Source organism: Ruegeria sp. BK1, assembly GCF_056535645.1.
Genome location: NZ_JBQFIS010000001.1, coordinates 2,188,874 through 2,208,508, shown reverse-complemented (window position 1 = coordinate 2,208,508; position 19,635 = coordinate 2,188,874). Strand labels below are relative to the sequence as shown.

Annotated in this window: 20 protein-coding genes; 4 read left to right on the top strand and 16 right to left on the bottom strand. The window is 60.2% G+C overall.

The genetic code is table 11. The features are described 5' to 3' along the window. The 9 genes from ACR3E7_RS11060 to trpS all read right to left on the bottom strand — a co-directional run bounded on the left by ACR3E7_RS11060 (position 1) and on the right by trpS (position 7,465). Positions 1-1,530 (bottom strand): ABC transporter ATP-binding protein, encoded by a 1,530-nt coding sequence (locus ACR3E7_RS11060; protein WP_170784865.1) that lies wholly within the window; start codon positions 1,528-1,530, stop codon positions 1-3. An 87-nt stretch (positions 1,531-1,617) separates the two neighbouring features. Then, on the bottom strand, positions 1,618-2,616 hold the full coding sequence (locus tag ACR3E7_RS11055; RefSeq protein WP_170772498.1) for a BMP family lipoprotein: 999 nt from the start codon (positions 2,614-2,616) through the stop codon (positions 1,618-1,620). A gap of 158 nt (positions 2,617-2,774) precedes the next feature. After that, positions 2,775-3,188 carry a GNAT family N-acetyltransferase gene (locus tag ACR3E7_RS11050; RefSeq protein ID WP_170789745.1) on the bottom strand — a complete coding sequence of 138 codons (414 nt, stop codon included), beginning with the start codon at positions 3,186-3,188 and terminating at the stop codon, positions 2,775-2,777. Then, positions 3,185-3,772 (bottom strand): tRNA (adenosine(37)-N6)-threonylcarbamoyltransferase complex dimerization subunit type 1 TsaB, encoded by a 588-nt coding sequence (gene tsaB, locus ACR3E7_RS11045; protein ID WP_480504507.1) that lies wholly within the window; start codon positions 3,770-3,772, stop codon positions 3,185-3,187. The genes ACR3E7_RS11050 and tsaB overlap by 4 nt, the downstream gene beginning before the upstream one ends. Further along, positions 3,762-4,325 (bottom strand): NifU family protein, encoded by a 564-nt coding sequence (locus ACR3E7_RS11040; protein ID WP_170772492.1) that lies wholly within the window; start codon positions 4,323-4,325, stop codon positions 3,762-3,764. Before ACR3E7_RS11040 ends, tsaB begins: the two co-directional genes overlap by 11 nt. 69 nt (positions 4,326-4,394) lie before the next feature. After that, positions 4,395-4,988, bottom strand: a complete 594-nt coding sequence (locus ACR3E7_RS11035) for a DsbA family protein (RefSeq protein ID WP_480504509.1) — start codon at positions 4,986-4,988, stop codon at positions 4,395-4,397. A 9-nt stretch (positions 4,989-4,997) separates the two neighbouring features. After that, positions 4,998-5,453, bottom strand: coding sequence for a universal stress protein (locus tag ACR3E7_RS11030; RefSeq protein WP_170772489.1), 456 nt, complete (start codon positions 5,451-5,453; stop codon positions 4,998-5,000). 60 nt (positions 5,454-5,513) lie between these two features. Beyond that, entirely contained in the window at positions 5,514-6,377 is an 864-nt protein-coding gene (locus ACR3E7_RS11025; RefSeq protein WP_480504511.1) for a branched-chain amino acid aminotransferase, read from the bottom strand. Between the two features lie 59 nt (positions 6,378-6,436). Continuing rightward, complete coding sequence (trpS, locus tag ACR3E7_RS11020; RefSeq protein WP_480504513.1) at positions 6,437-7,465, bottom strand: tryptophan--tRNA ligase; 1,029 nt, start codon at positions 7,463-7,465, stop codon at positions 6,437-6,439. 86 nt (positions 7,466-7,551) lie between these two features. Between trpS and ACR3E7_RS11015 the strand changes: the two genes are divergently transcribed. Beyond that, positions 7,552-8,238 carry a rhomboid family intramembrane serine protease gene (locus ACR3E7_RS11015; protein WP_480504515.1) on the top strand — a complete coding sequence of 229 codons (687 nt, stop codon included), beginning with the start codon at positions 7,552-7,554 and terminating at the stop codon, positions 8,236-8,238. Here ACR3E7_RS11015 and murJ read toward each other — a convergent pair whose 3' ends face one another. The 3 genes from murJ to ACR3E7_RS11000 are packed head-to-tail and all read right to left on the bottom strand — an operon-like array spanning position 8,239 to position 13,728. Continuing rightward, positions 8,239-9,780 (bottom strand): murein biosynthesis integral membrane protein MurJ, encoded by a 1,542-nt coding sequence (murJ, locus tag ACR3E7_RS11010; protein WP_480504517.1) that lies wholly within the window; start codon positions 9,778-9,780, stop codon positions 8,239-8,241. It lies immediately after the preceding gene. Continuing rightward, complete coding sequence (locus ACR3E7_RS11005) at positions 9,777-12,596, bottom strand: [protein-PII] uridylyltransferase (RefSeq protein ID WP_480504519.1); 2,820 nt, start codon at positions 12,594-12,596, stop codon at positions 9,777-9,779. The genes murJ and ACR3E7_RS11005 overlap by 4 nt, the downstream gene beginning before the upstream one ends. After that, positions 12,556-13,728 carry a penicillin-binding protein activator gene (locus ACR3E7_RS11000; RefSeq protein WP_480504520.1) on the bottom strand — a complete coding sequence of 391 codons (1,173 nt, stop codon included), beginning with the start codon at positions 13,726-13,728 and terminating at the stop codon, positions 12,556-12,558. Before ACR3E7_RS11000 ends, ACR3E7_RS11005 begins: the two co-directional genes overlap by 41 nt. Before the next feature lie 88 nt (positions 13,729-13,816). Here ACR3E7_RS11000 and rsmI point away from each other — a divergent pair, with 88 nt between their 5' ends. The 3 genes from rsmI (at position 13,817) to gshB (ending at position 16,041) form a co-directional block, all read left to right on the top strand. Then, positions 13,817-14,674, top strand: a complete 858-nt coding sequence (rsmI, locus tag ACR3E7_RS10995) for a 16S rRNA (cytidine(1402)-2'-O)-methyltransferase (RefSeq protein ID WP_480504522.1) — start codon at positions 13,817-13,819, stop codon at positions 14,672-14,674. A gap of 1 nt (position 14,675) precedes the next feature. Then, positions 14,676-15,047: a YraN family protein gene (locus tag ACR3E7_RS10990; RefSeq protein ID WP_480504524.1), complete on the top strand. Its 372-nt coding sequence runs from the start codon at positions 14,676-14,678 to the stop codon at positions 15,045-15,047. Between the two features lie 61 nt (positions 15,048-15,108). Beyond that, positions 15,109-16,041 carry a glutathione synthase gene (gene gshB, locus ACR3E7_RS10985; RefSeq protein WP_480504525.1) on the top strand — a complete coding sequence of 311 codons (933 nt, stop codon included), beginning with the start codon at positions 15,109-15,111 and terminating at the stop codon, positions 16,039-16,041. On the opposite strand, the gene ACR3E7_RS10980 is transcribed toward gshB, so the two are convergent. From ACR3E7_RS10980 to cobU, 4 genes are read right to left on the bottom strand one after another with little or no spacing between them, the layout of a single operon-like run. Then, entirely contained in the window at positions 16,038-17,549 is a 1,512-nt protein-coding gene (locus ACR3E7_RS10980; protein ID WP_480504527.1) for a YifB family Mg chelatase-like AAA ATPase, read from the bottom strand. The genes gshB and ACR3E7_RS10980 overlap by 4 nt on opposite strands. A 45-nt stretch (positions 17,550-17,594) precedes the next feature. Next, the gene (locus tag ACR3E7_RS10975) at positions 17,595-18,476 is read right to left on the bottom strand and encodes a glutathione S-transferase (RefSeq protein ID WP_480504550.1); all 882 of its coding nucleotides are present in this window, start codon (positions 18,474-18,476) and stop codon (positions 17,595-17,597) included. A 58-nt stretch (positions 18,477-18,534) separates the two neighbouring features. Beyond that, positions 18,535-19,113 carry a histidine phosphatase family protein gene (locus ACR3E7_RS10970; RefSeq protein ID WP_480504528.1) on the bottom strand — a complete coding sequence of 193 codons (579 nt, stop codon included), beginning with the start codon at positions 19,111-19,113 and terminating at the stop codon, positions 18,535-18,537. Next, a complete protein-coding gene (gene cobU / locus ACR3E7_RS10965; RefSeq protein WP_170789755.1) occupies positions 19,110-19,631 on the bottom strand; it encodes a bifunctional adenosylcobinamide kinase/adenosylcobinamide-phosphate guanylyltransferase in 522 nt (173 codons plus the stop codon). The genes ACR3E7_RS10970 and cobU overlap by 4 nt, the downstream gene beginning before the upstream one ends. Positions 19,632-19,635 lie beyond the last annotated feature (4 nt).

Below are 19,635 nucleotides of genomic sequence, written 5' to 3'. Positions count from 1 at the left end.
TCACGCGGCCTTTCCCGCAACACCGGCCATCAGCAGGCCCAGCTCTTTTTCATCCGTCTCATGGGGCAGGCGTTCGCCCATGATATGTCCGTCAAACATCACCGCAATCCGGTCGGACAGCGAGAAGATCTCTTCCAGCTCGACCGAGACCAGCAAGATCGCCTTGCCCTGATCGCGCAGAGCGACGATCTGTTTGTGAATGAACTCGATCGCGCCAATATCCACGCCGCGGGTGGGTTGACCGACGAGCAACAGATCGGGGTTCCGCTCGATCTCGCGCGCGACGACGATCTTTTGCTGGTTCCCGCCCGAGAAGTTCTTGGCCGCAAGCCAGCCATCGGGCGGGCGGACGTCGAACTTTTCCATCTTGGCCTCTGTATCAGCGCGCAGGGCGGAGTTGTCCATGAACAGCCCCCGCTTGTAGGCCGGGTCGCGGTGATAGCCGAAGGCCACGTTCTCCCACGCGTGAAAGTCCATGATCAGACCTTCGCGCTGGCGGTCCTCGGGTACATGCGCAATGCCTTGCGCACGGCGGGTTTGACCATCCGAGCCCGCCCCGCTTAGCACCAAGGGCGCGCCGTTCAGGCGGATCGTGCCTTGACCCGGACGCATCCCGCCCAGAACCTCAAGCAGTTCAGACTGACCATTTCCGGCAACCCCAGCTATCCCCACGATTTCACCCGCGCGGACGGTCAGGTCGATGCCTTTGACCCGCTCGACACCCGCACCATCGGTGACACTCAGATTTTCAATCTCAAGCACGGGCTGGCCGGGTTTTGCGGGCAGTTTATCAACCTGCAACAGCACTTTGCGCCCAACCATAAGCTCGGCTAGTTCCTGCGGGTTGGTATCGGCGGTTTTGACTGTGGCCGTCATCTCACCACGCCGCATGACCGAGACGGTGTCGGTGTTTTCCATGATCTCGCGCAGCTTGTGGGTGATCACGATGATCGTCTTGCCCTCGGACCGCAGCCGGTCGAGGATGCGGAACAGCTGATCGGCCTCGGCCGGGGTCAGAACCCCGGTGGGTTCGTCCAGAATCAGAATTTCGGCCTTGCGATACAGTGCTTTGAGAATTTCGACACGCTGCTGCATGCCCACGCCGATCTCGTCGATACGCTTGTCGGGGTCGACAAACAGCTCGTATTCTTCTTCCAGCGCTTTCAGTTCTTTACGCGCTTTGGACAGCGAGGGGGCCAGCAGCCCTCCGTCCTCGGCGCCCAGAACGATGTTTTCCAGAACGGTGAAGTTTTCCACTAGCTTGAAATGCTGGAACACCATCCCGATGCCCGCTGCAATCGCGGCTTGGCTGTCCGGGATGTCGGTCTTGGTACCGTTAATCCAGATCTCGCCCTTATCGGCCTTGTAAAAGCCGTAGAGGATGCTCATCAGCGTGGACTTGCCCGCGCCGTTTTCACCGATGATCCCATGGATCGTACCGGGAGTGACGCTGATCGAGATGTCTTTGTTGGCCTGAACCGGCCCAAAGGCTTTGGAAATGCCCTTAAGCTCAATGGCGGGGACGCTCATGTCTTGTCCTCAGATTGCCGAAAAGGCCGCATGGCGCGCGGCAGGGTAGGAGGCCGGGCGGAGGCTAAAACCCCCGCCCGCGCGATATCAGAACTGCAGTGCGGGGCAGCTGTCGTTCTCGTAATAGCTGGTCACCGTGACATTGCCGTCAATGATGTCCTGACGCGCCTTGTCGACCGCGCCTTTCATCTCGTCCGAGACCAGCGACGCGTTGTTGTCGTCCATGGCAACGCCTACGCCTTCTTCGGCCAGACCCATGGCGAAGACGCCGGTTTCAAGGTTCTCACCCGCTTTCATCGCGTCATAAACGGCGACGTCCACGCGTTTCAGCATCGAAGTCAGTACCTTACCCGGATGCAGGTGGTTCTGGTTGCTGTCCACGCCGATCGACAGAATGCCTTCGTCGGCAGCGGTTTGCAGAACACCCACGCCGGTGCCGCCTGCGGCTGCATAGATCACGTCAGCACCCTGGCTGATCTGCGCCTTGGTCAGCTCCGATCCCTTCACCGGGTCGTTCCATGCGGCAGGAGTGGTGCCGGTCATGTTGGCAACAACTTCGATGTCAGGGTTCACAGCTTTGGCACCCTGGGCATAGCCACAGCCAAAGTGACGGATCAGCGGGATGTCCATGCCACCAATGAAACCAACGGTGCCAGATTCAGACGCCATCGCTGCCATCATGCCAACCAAATACGAGCCCTCATGCTCGGCAAAGCCGATCTGACGCACGTTGGGCGCGTCCAGCCAGTTCACGTCAACTGCGACGAATTTGGTGTCGGGATAGTCGCCCGCAACAGCCGACAGCGGATCGGCCATGGCAAAGCCCATGGTGATGATCGGGTTCAGACCGGCCTCGGCAAAGCGGCGCAGAGCTTGTTCGCGCTGGGCTTCGGATTGCAGTTCGATCTCGCGATAGCTGCCACCGGTTTCATCGGCCCAACGCTGCGCGCCATTATGGGCGGCCTCGTTGAACGATTTGTCAAACTTACCACCCAGGTCGAAGATCAGGGCCGGTTCAGCGAGGGCCGCACCTGCGGTCAGTGCGACGGCCGCGGCGGCGCCCATCAAGGATTTCATCAGGGTCATTTGTTACTCCCGTTGTTATTGTCGGTCGGGGCCAAGATAGCCCCGTTCACCCACTAAGAGCGAGCATATCTGTTGTGATGGCGGGAATTAAGGCCGTTTGCAACAGCCGGGGTCAACTGATTTTTGACCAACTGGTCGAAAAAAATTTGATACGTCGTTCAGGTCAAGTCACATTCCATCACAACGGCGTCAATTTTCTGATTGTTTTCGCGCACATAGTAGCCCCGTCGCAATCCGCAGGGGCGATAGCCGCAGGTTTCATACAGGGAAATTGCCGCAGCATTGTCTTGCGCCACTTCCAGAAAAGCTCGCCTCGCGCCCAAAGTTTTAGCCAAAGCGTGCCATTCTTCCATCCGCGCCCGCGCCAACCCCTGACGCTGCATCTGGGGGCAGGTCGCTATTGTCAGCAGTTCGGCCTCGTCTGCGATGACCTGAATCAGTGCGAAAGAGTGTTCGTTTCCAACCACATGGGTAAAGTGATTCTGTAGAAGGTCGTTGAATTCGGCCTCGGTCCACGGTCGCGACTGCGTGAAGGCCGCCGCGTGGGTGCCGGCCAACGCGCGGGGGGTCATTCGTCCAGCAGGACCGGAGGCAGGTCCTTGGACGGAGCGGCGTCCGCAGCCCGCGCATAAAGCGGGGCCGGAGGGCCGTCATTGCTCTGCCATCTCTGTCGGGTCACATGCGCGATGCCGCGGACCTGCAATTCAGCGTCGTCATTGAAGATCAACGGGCCGAGTGATTCTGCCTGATCAAGCGGGATCAGAGCGGGCGAGTGACCAGCAGGCGCAACATAGACTTGATCGCGGGGCGCGCGGATGGCGGGAAAGGCGTCTTCTGCGCCATCGGCAAGCGCATCGAACCCCGAGACTCCGACCGCAGGGATGCCCAAACCCAATACAAGGCCACGTGCGGCGGACACCGATATGCGGATGCCAGTGAAATTGCCCGGGCCGATGCCGACGCCGATGGCCGACAGATCCTGCCATGTGCAGTCTGCCTCAGCTAGCAATTCCTCAAGCAGGGGCATCAGACGTTCGGCCTGGCCACGTGTCATCTGTTCAACGCGGGTTGCGACGATCTGGTCCCCGTCTAACAAAGCGGCCGCGCAATGCGCGGCCGATGTGTCAAACGCCAGAATGATCGGATCAGACGGCAACAGGGCGTACCTCGGTCACTTCGGGGATGTAGTGACGCAGCAGGTTCTCGATCCCCATTTTCAGTGTCAGGGTCGAGGACGGGCAGTTCGCGCAAGCCCCCTGCATGTGCAGATAGACAACGCCGCGGTCAAATCCGTGGAAGGTGATGTCACCACCATCCTGAGCGACCGCAGGGCGCACACGACTGTCCAGCAGGTCCTTGATCTGGTTGACCACCTCGGCGTCTTCGCCGGTATGTTCTGCGTGGCCCGACTCTGTCGTGGCATCTGCCGCCATGACCGGCTGGCCGGATTGGTAGTGCTCCATCACCGCGCCAAGGATAGCGGGTTTGATATGGTCCCACTGCACGTCTTCCGATTTGGTGACGGTTACGAAATCATTGCCAAAGAACACGCCAGTTACACCGCTGACGGTGAAAATCCGGTTGGCCAGAGGTGATTTCTCTGCCGCGTCTGCCGATGGAAAGTCTGCAGTTCCTGCCTCCAGCACGGTCTGGCCGGGCAGGAATTTCAGGGTGGCGGGGTTCGGCGTGGATTCGGTCTGGATGAACATGGCGCGGCTCCGTTTCAGTTGTTCCTGATATGCGGGTCCATGCGCGGGAAGTCAAGATTTGGAACGGTTCTAAATTTCAGCAGCCAACTTTATCGCATCGTCCAGACGGTCATCGCCCCAGAACAACTCATCCCCAACCAGAAAGCTGGGCGCGCCAAATAGCCCCTTGGCCTGCGCGGTTTTGGACTGTTCGATCAGGGCCGCCTTGATCGCCGGGTCCTGTGCTTGGTCTATGAAACCCGCAGACAACCCAACCGCGCTCAAGCAACCGGCAAGTACGTCATCGTCGGCGATATTCTGACCGTCCGCAAACTCTGCGGAATAGACCGCCCGCACAAACTTGGCCTTTGGGGCCGCATCCTTGATCGCCAGTGTCAACCGCGCTGCTTTCAAACCGTTCTGAGGAAACATGCCGGGACGCTGGAACGGCAGCCCGCGTTGCGTTGTCAGCCGTTCCATATCACGCCACATGTAGTCACCTTTGGCGGGATAGAGGTTGAAAGGCGAGTCGTTCCAACCTTGCGCAGCAAAGATCGGCCCCAGCAGAAAGGGTTGCCAATCGACCTTAACGCCATGGCGACCTGCGGCGTCTTCGATCCGCATCGCGCTGAGGTAGGAATAGGTTGAGGCGAACTCGAACCAGAACTGAATGCTGAGCGTCATGGTTGACCCTTAGGTAATCGCTTCCAGCTTTTCCTTGCTCAGGTCACCCGGAACGATAGTGATCGGAATTGGCAGGCTGCCCGAGTTCTTGGTCAGTTGCGTGACCAGCGGGCCGGGCCCTTTCTTTTCGACACCTGCACCCAGAACGAGTACGCCAATCTCGGGGTCGGATTGCACGTGTTCGATGATCTGCGGCACGGGGTCGCCTTCGCGAATGGCCAATTCGGGGTCGACGCCCTGCTTGTCACGCATCCACTTTGCGAAAACCTCATAATGGGCGTGGATACGTTCACGGGCTTCTTCGCGCATCACTTCTGCCACGCCGATCCAGTGGTTGAACTCATCGGGGGGAATGACCGACAGGATCGTCACGCCACCGCCGGTATGCGCCGCGCGCATAGCTGCAAAACGCATTGCGTTCAGGCATTCGCGGCTGTCATCCAATACCACCAGGAACTTACGCATGGGTGTCCTCATTCATTTCGGGCGATCATGCCCGACCAAATGCGCGCTGGCAACCGAAGCCTATCGCGTGCTGGCAGCCCAGTCCCAATACAACTCGCGCGCGCGACGGGCGACGGGGCCGACCTGATATTGCGTATCCTGCAACGCCGTGACCGGGGTGATCTTGCTCATGTTGCCGGTCATGAAGACCTCATCAGCTTTGTGGAAATCCTCGAAACTCAGGATCGCTTCGTGCACGGTCACACCGTCTACACGCAGGTTTTCGATGTGGCGTGCGCGGGTGATTCCGGCCAGAAACGTACCATTGGGGGTGGGAGTGAACACCTCGCCATCCCGGACCATAAAAATGTTCGCAGTCGCGGTTTCGGCCACATGTCCCAGCGCATCCGCGACCAGGGCGTTTGAGAAACCGTTGGACCGAACCTCTTGCAACATTCGCGCATTGTTGGGGTAAAGGCAGCCCGCCTTGGCGTTTACAACCGCCGATTCCAGAACCGGGCGACGGAAGCGCGTGTAGCCCAGTGTCACCGACGCAGATTCGGGCGCCATTGGGATTTCTTCGAGGCAAATCGCGAAGCCCGTACTGTTCTCCAGCGGTACGATTGCCGTGCGGTCGCCGTCGATGCCCCAATACATCGGGCGAATATACACCGCCGCGTCCGGCGCATAACTTTCCAGCCCTTCGCGGATGATCTCGACCATCTGCTCGGTGGTCACAAACGGCGTCAGCATCAAAGCCTCGGCCGAGCGATTCACGCGGGCACAGTGCGCCTCAAGATCGGGGACTAGACCGTCGAAATAGCGGGCTCCATCGAAGACGGACGACCCCAGCCAAGCGCCGTGATCGGCTGCCCGCATGATGGGCGCATCCCCGTCATGCCATTGACCTTCGAAATACGTGCGAATATTCTTGCCGACTGCCATCACGCCCTCCCAAGCTTTGCGGCAAACCTAGGAAGACGCCGCGGTAACGTCCAGAGCAATCAGCCCTGTTTTGCGCCAACCATGCCCACGATTTCGTAAGTTTGTTGCAGGATCGGGGCGGCAACAGCGCGCGCCTTTTCTGCCCCATTAGCCAGAATCCGGTCAATCTCGTCCTCTTCGCCCATCAGGCGGGCCATCTCGCCCGAAATCGGAGCCAGTTTCGACACGGCCAGTTCGGCCAGCATCGGTTTGAACTCGCCAAACTGCTTGCCGCCAACCTCGGTCAGAACCTGCTCGGCGGTCTGATCGCTGAGCGCCGCGTAGATATTGACCAGATTACGCGCCTCAGGGCGTTCGGACAGGCCATCCACATCCGAAGGCAGAGCATCGGGGTCGGTCTTGGCCTTGCGGATTTTCTTGGCAATCGTGTCGGCGTCATCGCTCATGTTGATCCGCGTCATATCCGACGGGTCCGAGGACGACATCTTGCGCGACCCGTCCCGCAGGTTCATCACGCGCGGGGCGGGGCCGCCGATGACGGGTTCGGTCACCGGGAAGAACTCGACGCCATAGTCATGGTTGAACTTGATGGCGATGTCGCGGGTCAGTTCCAGATGCTGTTTCTGATCCTCACCCACCGGCACATGCGTCGCGTGGTAGGTCAGGATGTCCGCGGCCATCAGCGCCGGATAAGCAAACAGACCCAGTGAGGCATTCTGAGCATTCTTGCCGGCCTTATCCTTGAACTGCGTCATCCGCTGCATCCAGCCCATCCGGGCGATACAGTTGAAAATCCAGGCCAGTTGCGTGTGCTCGGGCACTTGGCTTTGATTGAACAGGATGGATTTTTCCGGGTCCAGACCAGCGGCGATGAAACCGGCGCAGACCTCGCGGGTCTTTTCGCGCAGGCGGGCGGGGTCCTGCCAGACGGTGATCGCGTGCAGATCGACCATGCAATAGATGGTCTCAAAATCGTCGCCCTGCATATCCACGAACCGCTTGAGCGCACCCAGGTAGTTGCCAAGGTGCAGGTTCCCCGACGGCTGGATGCCGGAAAACACGCGCGGTGTGAACTGGGTGTCGGTCATCGAAGGGAACTCCCGTCTGGAAAAATCAGCCCCCGTCGCTTACCCATGAGGCAAAGGGACGTCAACAGCCGCGAAAGGCCAGCCCAATGAGCAGTGAGCATTATACACCCGCCGTGAACCCTTTGCCGCCCGTGGTGGTGGCGCTGGTCTTGTTCATTTTCGGGATCGAGGTGATCTTCATGCTGGGCGCGCGTGGTCTGGTCGGCGGGCCAGGAGCGATTGGTTGGCGGCTGGATGCCTTGCAGCACTACGCGTTTTCGCCGGACATTTTCGATTGGATGATGAAAAACGGGCGCTGGCCGTTTGAACACCTGATCCGCTTTGTGACTTACCCGTTTGTCTCGGCCAATTTCACGCAGGCGGTCTTAGTCTGTGTTTTTGTTCTGGCCATGGGCAAGATGGTGGCCGAGGTTTTTGGCAGTGTTGCGATGCTTGTGATCTTTGTTGTCTCGGGCATTGGCGGTGCGCTGGTCTATGCACTGCTCTTGGACCCGCGCTATCCCTTGGTGGGAGGGTTCCCTCCGGTCTACGGCCTGATCGGCGCGTTCACGTGGATCTTGTGGCGCAAGCTGTCGCTCGTCGGTGAGAACCAGTCGCGCGCGTTCAGTCTGATCGCGGTTCTGATGGGCATCCAACTTGTGTTTGGCCTGCTTTTTGGCGGAACGCTGGATTGGGTGGCGGACCTGGGCGGGTTCGCTACAGGCTTTGCTCTGTCATTTGTGGTTGGTCCCGGCGGTTGGACAAGGATCACTGGGGGTATCCGCCGCGATTGATCAGGACCGCCGCAGTGCCTTTTTGAACTCGGTGATTTCAAAGGCGCGCAGAAGGTGGCCCAGCACAAAATACAACGCTGCCGCACCGATGATGAGGGCCAACAGTGCCACATAACGCCAGCCTGGCAGGTGAAATGCCCACCCGAACAGGGAAAGCGCGGCAAAAAGGCCAACGCCCATCCCAAGCGATGCGGCCACGATCCGCCATGCCCGGCGTTTGAACCGGTCATCAAAGCGCGCCTCCTCGCCCATGCGACGAGCGCCCAGCGCCAGCAGTCCGACCATGGCCCACCCGGCGACCGAGGCCGCAATCGCAGGCGCAATCCAGCCCACCAGCGGATAAAGCCCAAAGGCCAGCCCCGCGTTCACCACCATCGCCACCACCGCATAGCGGAACGGAGATTTTGTGTCCTCGCGCGCGAAGAACAGCGGTTGCAGCAGCTTTTGCAGCATGAAAGCAGGCAGGCCGATACCATAGATCGCCACGGCCAGCGCGGTGGCGGCGGTATCCTCGGCGGTAAATTGGCCACGCTCGAACAGGACCGAGACCAGAGGGATCGGCATGATCACAAAGGCCACGGTTGATGGAAGGGTCAGCAGCAGCGTGAACTCTCCGGCGCGGGAAAAGGCGTTGCGGGCGCCGTTTTTGTCACCCGCACGCAGGCGGCGAGACAGGTCAGGCAGCAACACGATTCCCACGGCGATGCCCACCACACCCAAAGGCAGTTGATACAGCCGGTCCGCGGCAAACAACCAACTGACCGCGTTTTCGGTTTTTGAGGCCACAAGCTGCCCCACCACCAGATTGACCTGTGTCACCCCCATCGCCAGCGCGGCGGGAACGGCTATACGGACCATACGCTTCATCTCGGGGCTGAGTTTCGGCAGGCCGGGGCGGATACGGATACCCGCGCGCTCGGTCGCGACCCAGACCAGTGCAAGCTGCGCCACACCGGCCAAGGGGATGATGGCGATCAGCCAGCGGATGACTTCGCCACCCGACAGTGCTCCGGCGATCATGGCGGTGCAGGCGAAAATGTTCAGCAGAACGGGCGCTGCGGCAGCGGCCGCAAAGCGGCCCGTGGCGTTCAGAACGCCCGAAAACAGTGCTGCCAGTGACATGAACAAGATGTAAGGGAAAACCACGTAACCATAATCCACGGCCAGATCGAACCGGTCGTCGCCGTAAAACCCTTCGGCGGTGATCCAGACCAGTGCGGGCATGAACACCATCGCCAGCCCAACCAGCGCCAAAACGGCCACAGCCAGCAGGTTGAAGGCGTCCTGTGCGAAACCTACGGCGTTCTCGTCCCCTTCCAGCCGTTTGGAAAACATCGGGACGAAGGCCGCGTTGAACGCACCTTCGGCAAAGAAGCGGCGGAACATGTTGGGCAGGCGGAAGGCGGCCACAAAGGCGTCCATCACCGGGCCCGGCCCGATAAAAGCCGTCAGCAGGATTTCCCGCAGGAACCCCAATATCCGACTGGCCAGGGTCCAGAACCCGACCGTGAACAGGCCCGAGAACAGCCGGATCTGCTTCATGATTCCGCGCGCTCGGCGCCCTCGGTGATGGCTTTGCGCAGCTTGGCCTCAAGCCCACGCTGCTTGCTTTCGGAGTGGTATTTCAGCCCGAACATATCCTTGACATAGAACGTGTCCACCACCTGCTCGCCATAGGTCGCGATCACCGCGTTGGCGACATAGACATTCGCTGCGGCCAGCGTGCGAGCCAGATCATAGAGCAGACCGGGGCGGTCGCGGGTATCGACCTCGATAATCGTATAGATTTCAGACCCGTCATTGTCGAAGATGATATGTGTCGGCACGTTAAAGGCGCGTTCGCGTTTCTTGATCTTGTCGCGCGATTTCAGCGCGTCGCGCGCCACAACTTCGCCCTTTAGCGTTTTGTGTATCATCTGCGTCAGGCGTGGCAGGCGGCTGGCTTCGAATGGGCGGCCATCTGCGTCCTGTATCCAGAACGCATCCGTGACATAACCATCCTTGGTCGTATAGCTACGCGCATCGACCACGTTTGCCCCAACCAGCGCCAAGGCCCCCGCAATCCGTGCAAAGATGCCCGGATGGTCGCCCATGGCGAAACAGGCGCGGGTGGCGTCGCGGTCCTCGTCCGGTTGCAGGCGAATCTCCATCGCGCCCGCGTCGCCACTGCGGTCAAGTGCCTGCAGCATCTCGGCGAATTCCACATGGGTCGAGAGGTTGAGCCCCTGCCAATACGGGTCGTAATGCCGCCCGGTCTCGGTCTTGAGGTCGGCCTTGGACCAATCGGCCAATTCGGCGCGTAGGGTCTTTTTCGCCTCAGCCCCGCGATTGGCACGGTTGAGGTCTTCCATCCCGGTCTCAAGCGCGCGTTTGGTTTCCGCGTGCAGTGCGCGCAACAGGGTGGCCTTCCAGTTGTTCCAGGTATCCGGACCGACGCCGCGAATGTCACAGACCGTCAGGACAGTCAGCAGGTCCAGCCGCTTGACCGTTTTCACCGCCTTAGCAAAGTCGCGCACTGTGCGCGGGTCGGAAATATCGCGCTTCTGCGCCATGTCGGACATCAGCAAATGATAGCGCACCAGCCATTCGACCGTTTCCGCGTCAGCCTTGTTCAACCCAAGCCGAGGTGCAATTTTGCGGGCCAACTGTGCGCCGAGGATCGAGTGATCTTCAGGCCGCCCCTTGGCAATATCGTGGATCAGCAGGGCGACATACAGAACCTTGCGGTTCACCCCCTTTTTCAGAATCGAAGAGGCCAGCGGTAGTGACTCGATCAACTCGCCCCGTTCGATCTGGGCGAGGTTCACGATGCACTGGATGGTGTGCTCGTCCACCGTGTAGCTGTGATACATGTTGAACTGCATCATCGCGACGATGTGCTCGAATTCCGGGATAAAGGCCGACAGGACCCCCAACTCGTTCATCCGGCGCAGGGCGCGTTCTGGATTGCCATGTTTCAGCATCAGATCAAGGAAGATGCGCTGGGCTTCCTTGTCCTCGCGCATGTCGTCGTCGATCAGGTTCAGATTGGCTGTTACCAAGCGCATAGCATCCGGGTGAATCAGCATCCCCGTGCGCAACCCTTCTTCGAACAGGCGCAGCAGGTTCAGCTTATCGGCCAGAAACTTCTCGGCGTCGGCCACATCCAGACGTCCATGCACCACCTTGTAACCCGGTTTGGCCTTTGGACGGCGACGGAATATCCGCTCAAGCAGAGGCGCACCCTTCATATGGGTGGCTTCCAACTTAGTCAGGAAGATGCGGGTCAGCTCACCCACCTTCGTCGCTTCGCGGAAATAGCGCTGCATGAACACCTCGACCGCGCGTCGTCCCGCGCGATCCTCGTATCCCATGCGCTCGGCCACCTCGACCTGCATGTCAAAGGTCAGTTGTTCGGTTGCGCGCCCAGTGACCAGATGCAGGTGCGAGCGCACGGCCCACAGGAAATCTTCGGCCTGAACGAATGTGTTGAACTCATCAGGTGTGAACAGGCCAAGTGGCACCAGTTCGGCCACGTCCTGCACGCCATAAATGTACTTGGCGATCCAATAGAGCGATTGCAGATCACGCAGCCCGCCTTTGCCCTCTTTGACATTGGGCTCGACCATATAGCGCTGGCCTTGCTTCTGGTGGCGTTCGTCACGCTCTTGCAGTTTGGCTTCGATAAAGGCCCGTTCGCTGCCTTTGAACAGCTCATCCCGCAAGCGGGTGTTCAGTTCATCTGACAATGTTGTTTCACCAGCCAGATAGCGCTGTTCCAGCATCGCCGTTCGGATGGTGAAATCCTCGGCCCCCAGCCGCAGGCAATCCTTGATCGTGCGCGAGGAATGCCCGACCTTCAGCCGCAGATCCCACAGGATATACAGCATGGATTCGATAACACTCTCGGCCCAGGCGGTGATCTTGTAGGGGGTCAGAAACAGCAGATCGACATCCGATGACGGGGCCATTTCACCCCGGCCATAGCCGCCCACTGCCAGAACCGCGATCCTTTCGCCCTGCGTTGGCGTCGCCAGAGGGTGCAGATCTTGGCTGGCCACCTGCATCGCCGTACAGACCAGCCCATCGGTCAGATAGGTGTAGGAATGGGTTAAAGGGCGCGCGTCGAACGGACGCTGGGCAAAGGCGTCGGCAATGGCCTGACGCCCAGCCTTTTGCGCAGCACGCAGGACGCGCACAGTCTCGGATCGCCGTGCGCTGTTGTCTGCGGTGTTTTCAAAGGCCTCCGAAAGATCGGCCATGACGGCGGCACTGTCGAAAATATCTTCGGCCGAGCAAATCAGCTCACCCTTGGGGGTCAGCGTCAGGGCCGGTCGATCAGAAACCGGCGCCAGAGAAGCTTTGTGGGGCAGGGTCAATCACTACTACCTGTTTATTCTGGATCGTGGCGACTGCCAGACCGCGTTCATTGGTGCCATCGGGGCGCAGGCGGAAGATGCCGCCGACACCTTGGAAACCGGCATTCTGGGTCAGGGCAGAAGCCGTCAGCGCGTCTGCTTTCCCCTGACTGACCAGAGCGCCGATCGCGGCAATACCGTCATAGGCCAACCCGCTGATCGGATGAGGCGCTTCGCCATAGGTGTTGTTATAACGCTGGCGGTAGGCTTGCGCCTTGGCAGGGTCGGGCAATGCGAACCAGCCCCCCTGCACACCCGGCAGCTCTAGTGTTTGTGCCGGGATGTCCCAGCGGGTCAGGCCAATATATTGCGTTGTGGTCGGTGACACGCCTGCTTCGGGCAAAAGCTGCGACAGCAGCGGCAGAGCCCCCGCCGTAGTCGCTGTCAGGATGATCGAATCCGCGCCTGCGGCATCGACGGTTGCTTTGATCGTCGGCACCGAGTTGATCACGCCCTGTTGTGACCGGTCATAGCCGACCGTGCCCGCATTATTCACCCGGCTGGTGCTCAGCGCGCGGGCAATTGCGGATTGGCCCAACTGGCCCGCGGCATCGTTGGAATGTACGATGACCATTCCGTTCTTGCCTTGCGATCCAGCGAAATTGACCAGCCTGTTGGCCGTGTTGTCAAAAGTCGGACCCAGAACAAAAACATTGCCACCTGCAATGCTTGTGTTGTTTGAGAAGGAGAGGACATTGACGTTGTTGTTCAAAACCGCCAGACCGGCCGAGTTTGCGGCCTGCGCATAAACCGGCCCCAGGATGATTTTGGCCCCCTCGGCAACCGCACGTTGCGCCGCAGCCGAGGCTGTGCCCGAGTTGCCTTGCGTGTCATAGACCCTCAGATCAATTTGCACATTCTGCAAGTCCGCCATGGCCAGGCGGGCCGCGTTTTCCAGGCTACGGGCCAGCGCTGCGTCACCCGAATTCGCTGAACCTGCTGGAACCAGCAGGGCCACGGGAACGGGTTTGGACGTGTTGATCGAGGGGCCACCACCGGTTCCGCCGGGGACGCAGGCGGTCAAAAGCGCCGCGGTTGCCAATGCGATGGCGGATTTCGCCAGTTTGCGAACGGGCTTGCAAACGCTAAACATCTAAAAGAAAACTCCCTGTCCCAGCGGCTTGATGCTCCGCCATTCTGTTAGGCCGCGATAATAAACGTCACGCTGTGAGGGTCCAGCTTTGAATCACCAAAAAGTCAGATTGGGCTCGGGCCTGTATTTTGTTGCCACTCCGATCGGCACGGCGCGCGACATTACGCTCAGGGCACTGGACGTGTTGGCCTCGGCAGATGTGATCGCGGCGGAAGACACCCGCAGCCTGCGCCGGTTGATGGAGATACACGGTGTTCCGCTGGAAGGCCGTCGTATTCTGGCCTATCACGATCACAGCGGCGCTGGCGCGCGACAGAAAATTCTGCAAGCTCTGGCGGATGGCAGCTCGGTGGCCTACGCGTCCGAAGCCGGGATGCCTTTGATTGCCGATCCGGGCTATGACCTTGGCCGCCAGGCGGCCGAAGCGGGGCACACCGTCACCTGCGCCCCAGGTCCCTCGGCGGCTTTGATGGCGCTGACGCTTGCTGGCCTGCCCACGGATGCCTTCTTTTTCGCTGGATTCCTGCCCAACTCATCGAACGCGCGAAAGTCAAGGATCGAGGCGCTGCGCGATGTGCCGGGCACACTGATCTTCTACGAATCACCCAAGCGCGTTGCGGCCTGCCTGTCGGACTTGGCCGCAATGTTGGGTGACACAAGACAAGCGGCAATGTGCCGGGAACTGACCAAGAAATTCGAGGAAGTGAAACGCGGAACTCTGGCCGAGTTGGCCGCTGATTTAAGCGGACAGACTGTCAAAGGCGAAATTGTCCTGCTTGTGGATCGCGGGCATTCGGAAACTGTTAACGAATTGGACGTAGAACAGGCTTTGAAGGAAGCCTTGGAAACCCATTCGGTTCGGGATGCGGCAGATCTGGTGTCGGATATGTTCAAACTGCCCCGTCGCCCGATCTATCAAAAGGCTCTGAAGCTGGGAAAGAGATGACATGTCCGCACGCGCTGTTCGAAGTTCAGTTTCTTATCAGGCAGGCCAATCCGCTGAAATGCAGGTGGCTACGGACTATGAACGTCGCGGCTATTCCATCGCACATCGCCGCTGGCGCGGGGCCGGAGGGGAGATTGACCTGATCGCGCGGGATGGTGACTGCCTTGTGTTCATTGAAGTTAAGAAAAGCAGCAGTTTTGACCGAGCTGCGGCACGGATCAACCAGCGTCAGATGAAACGGATCTGCGCCTCTGCTTCACAGTTTTTGGAAAATGAACCCGCAGGACAACTGACGAATGTGCGCTTTGACGCAGCGCTGGTGGATGCAACTGGCGCAGTCAAAATCGTTGAAAACGCCTTTGGGCAAGCCTGACCCCCATTGAACCCTCGGGCTCGCTGGGCCATGTATCTGGCGTGAAACTGAGGGACACGCCATGAAAATCGCCTTTCAGATGGACCCAATCGGGGCCGTGGATATCAATGCAGACAGCTCATTCCGACTGGCCGAAGAGGCGCAGGCACGTGGGCATTCGCTGTTTTTCTACGGACCGGATCAGTTGGCGTATCAGGAAGGGCGCATAAAAGCACGCGGCCATGACATGACGGTGCAGCGTGTGGCAGGAAACCCGGCTGAACTGGGGCCTGAGCGTGAGGTTGATCTGGCCGATTTCGATGTGGTCTGGCTGCGGCAGGATCCACCGTTCGATATGCACTACATCACCTCGACGCATTTGTTAGACCGTTTGAAGGGCAAGGCGCTGGTGGTCAATGATCCGTTTTGGGTGCGCAATTACCCCGAAAAGCTGCTGGTGCTGGATTTCCCCGATCTGACGCCACCGACAACGATTGCGCGCGATCTGCAGACAATCAAAGCTTTCAAGGAAAAGCATGGCGATATCATCCTCAAGCCGCTTTATGGCAATGGTGGTGCGGGCGTGTTCCGGCTGGATGCCAACGACCGCAACCTGACTTCGTTGCATGAGTTGTTCACCGGTTTCTCGCGCGAGCCGCTGATTGTTCAGAAGTTCCTGCCCGATGTAAGCAACGGCGACAAACGTGTGATCCTTGTGGATGGTGAGCCGGTTGGCGCAATCAATCGCGTGCCAGCCAAGGGCGAGACGCGGTCGAACATGCATGTGGGCGGTCGCCCTGAAAAGATTGGCCTGTCCGACCGGGATTTGGAGATTTGCGCCGCCATTGGTCCTTTGCTGAAGGAAAAAGGCCAGATTTTCGTCGGCATCGACGTGATCGGAGATTACCTGACCGAGATCAACGTGACCTCGCCCACCGGCATTCAGGAGCTGGAACGGTTCGACGGTGTCAACATCGCTAAAAAAATCTGGCAGGCGATTGAAGCCAAGGTTTAAGACGCCGCCCGGGCGCTGATACGAAAGCTCAGCGCCTCGGCCACATGGGGGCGGCGGATATCCCGCGCGCCCTCAAGATCGGCAATGGTGCGCGCGACCCGCAGGATGCGATGATAGGCGCGCGCCGACAGGCCGAACCGTTCGGCGGCTTTCAGCAACAGCTCTTTGCCTTCGGCGTCGGGTGCGGCGATCTCTTCCAGCAGCTTGCCCTCCATATCCGCATTCTGGCGGGGCTCCATGCCCTCGAACCGCTCAGCCTGCACGGCGCGTGCGGCTTCGACCCGTGCGGCAACGGTGGCGGAGCTGTCACCAGAAGGCGGCAGGTCCAAATCGGTGAACCCGACCGGAGGCACCTCGATCCGCAAGTCGAACCGATCCATCAGCGGGCCAGAGATGCGGCCCAGATAATCCTCGCCACAGACCGGCGCGCGGGAACAGGCGCGGGCAGGGTCGGTCAGGTAGCCGCATTTGCAGGGGTTGGCGGCGGCCACCAGCATGAAGCGGCAGGGGTATTTCACATGGGCATTTGCGCGGGCCACCATGACCTCGCCCGTTTCAATCGGTTGGCGCAGGGTTTCTAGAACGGTGCGTGGAAATTCAGGGAATTCGTCCATGAACAGAACCCCGTTATGAGCCAAGGAAATCTCACCGGGTTTCGCGCCTCGACCACCGCCGACAATCGCAGCCATCGAGGCGGTGTGATGCGGTTCTCGGAATGGGCGGGTGTGGCTGATCCCGCCTTCGTCAAGCAATCCGCAGAGCGACTGGATCATAGAGGTTTCCAGTGCCTCGGATGGGGTCAGAGGCGGCAGAATTCCCGGCAGACGCGCGGCCAGCATCGATTTGCCCGACCCCGGTGTGCCGATCATGATCAGGTGATGCCGCCCGGCAGCGGCGATCTCTAACGCGCGTTTGGCTCGCTCTTGCCCTTTCACGTCGCGCAGGTCGCGGACGCTGGGCGCAAGGCAGACCTCGCCGGGTTGGGCGGCGGATAAAGGGGCCTGACCTGAGAAATGCCGCACCACATCGCCCATTGATGTGGCCCCAATAACCTGTGTAGCATCGACCCAAGCCGCCTCGGCGCTGGAGGCTTTGGGGCACAGCAGCGCGCGATCTTCGGCGGCGGCGGTCATGGCGGCGGGCAGGGCGCCGACGACGGGTACGAGCGATCCGACCAATGACAGCTCACCCAGCGAAACCGCGCCTTCGGCAGCATCGGGAGGGATTATTTCCAATGCAGACAGCAGCGCGACGGCGATGGGCAGGTCGAAATGGCTGCCCTCTTTCGGCAGGTCGGCGGGCGAAAGGTTGATGGTGATGCGTTTGGACGGCAGCGCGATGGCCATGGAACTGAGCGCGCTGCGCACCCGGTCGCGGGCCTCGGACACGGCCTTGTCGGGCAGGCCGACGATGGAAAAGGCGGGCAGGCCCGGCGAGACGGCGCATTGCACCTCGACCGGGCGGGCCTCGACCCCTTGGAAAGCGACGGTATGAGAGCGGGCGACCATGAACGACCTTTTGGGTTAACAGGTCGTTGCTGGCACGCAGGCGGTTTAGGAATCGTTAACGCCTGCGACCATGTCAGAGAATTTCGGCCAAGCGCCAGGGTCTGCGGCGGTTTTGTCACGGCAGAACGGGTTGCAGAAGCCCCAGATGCGCCCGTCCAGTTCAAGGAAATCCGTCACAGGGTCGCCGGAATAGGGGCAGGTGGCGTTGACCGAGGGGCCTGCATCAACGGCGCGGGCTGGGAGCGACCCGACTGGCCAGGGTTGTGTTGCCAATCCCAGTGCGTAGGGGAAAGGGTCATAGGTCACAGTCAATCCCATCGCGCGCCATTGGCGTGCGGACAGGTCCGACAGCAGAGCTAGGCAATAGGCTCGGGTTGCGTCCGAGACCGGCAATCCATAGCCGATAATCCGCGCGGCCACCGGCGTATAGAAGACATCCGCCAGGGAATAGGCGCCAAACAGCGGACCGGTGGTGGCCCCGGATACGCTGCGAGAATGGGCCCATAGGGTCTCGATCCGGTCAAGGTCGCGCAGGGTATCTGCCGAGGGTTCAAACCCGGTCCAGCAATGGTGCAACTGCATCGGGCATTCGCCGCGCAAGGCGGTGAACCCGGCCACCATCTCGGCGCATAACCAGCGGGCGGTGGCGCGGGCGGCTGGATCTGCAGGCCACAATCGGGCCTCGGGGTGGCGTTCGGCCAGCGTTTCGGCCATGGCGAGGCTTTCGCCCACCACCGTTCCGTCGGGCAGGCGTAAGGCGGGCACCAAACGGGCGGGGGCGAGTGGCTTCATATCCTCGGCCATGGTGCCGGAATAGAGGCCGATCATATGGGCTTTGTAAGGCAGGCCGAACCGTTCAAGCATCAGCCAGCCGCGCATGGACCAGCTGGAAAACAGGCGGTCCCCGATAAACAGATCATAAGTCATGTGGACAGAATGGCGCGGCATGACGCGGCGGTAAATCAGTGATTTGTGCGCAGGTGCATCACGCCAGGTGATTGATCCGCCCGACCGACCAGCGATCCCCGTGATGAGTCAGTTCCGTGACCGAGAGGTTGTCGATCTTGTGGCTGAACGCCTCTTGCGCGGTCACGTCCAGCGCTCGCTGCACCTGCGTCAAGATCACGCCGAAATGCACCACCACGACCAGATCGTGCCCTGTATGATCGGCCATCAGCCGGTCGATCACGGCATCCACTCGTGCGCGCACCTCGTTCCAGCTTTCGCCATCCGGGGGGCGCACGTCGCCGGGATTGTCCCAATAAGCAAAGGCGAGGTCAGGGTCTTCGGCCTCAATCTCTCGGAACCCACGCAGCTCCCAAGTGCCGAAATTGATCTCGCGCAGGTCGGGGTGGTGGGGCAGGCGGGTGCGTATCCCCTGAATGGCCGAAGCCGTATCGGCGGCGCGGGACAGGTCGGACGAGATCACAACCGCATCAGACGGCAGATGGTCATGCAAGCGCTGGAGCGCCGCTGTGTCGCTGAGGTCAGCGGGCAGGTCGGACCAGCCGACCATGGTTTTCGCATGGGTCGGCCCATGGCGGACAAGGTGCAGCCGGGTCATGGAAGCTGCCCTTTCAAAACCAAGGGCAGGCCCACCGTGACCTGCACCACCAGATCGGCCTGCGCCGCCAGCGCGATGTTCAGCCTTCCCTGCGCCTCGCGGAACCTGCGGGAAAGGGCGTTGTCGGGGACAATGCCCTGGCCCACCTCGTTCGAGACGACGATGACCGGGGCCCGACATCCGGCCAGAGCATCCAAAAGGTCCGCCTGCGCCTGATCCAGATCGTTGTCAGCCAGTAGGTGATTGGTCAGCCACATGCTGGCGCAGTCGATCAGGCAAACTTGGCTTTTGTCCAGCGTGGCCAGCGACGGGCGCAGGTCCAGCGGGGCCTCAATGGTGGTCCAGCCATCGCCGCGCTGGGCGACATGCCGCTTCACCTTTTTGTGCATCTCGTCATCAAACACTTGTGATGTCGCCAGATAAATTCGGCTTTTTTCTGTTGAAACAGTAAGTTGTTCTGCAAATGCAGACTTGCCCGAGGCAGCTCCGCCTATCACAAAGGTTAAATCCGGATACACTATT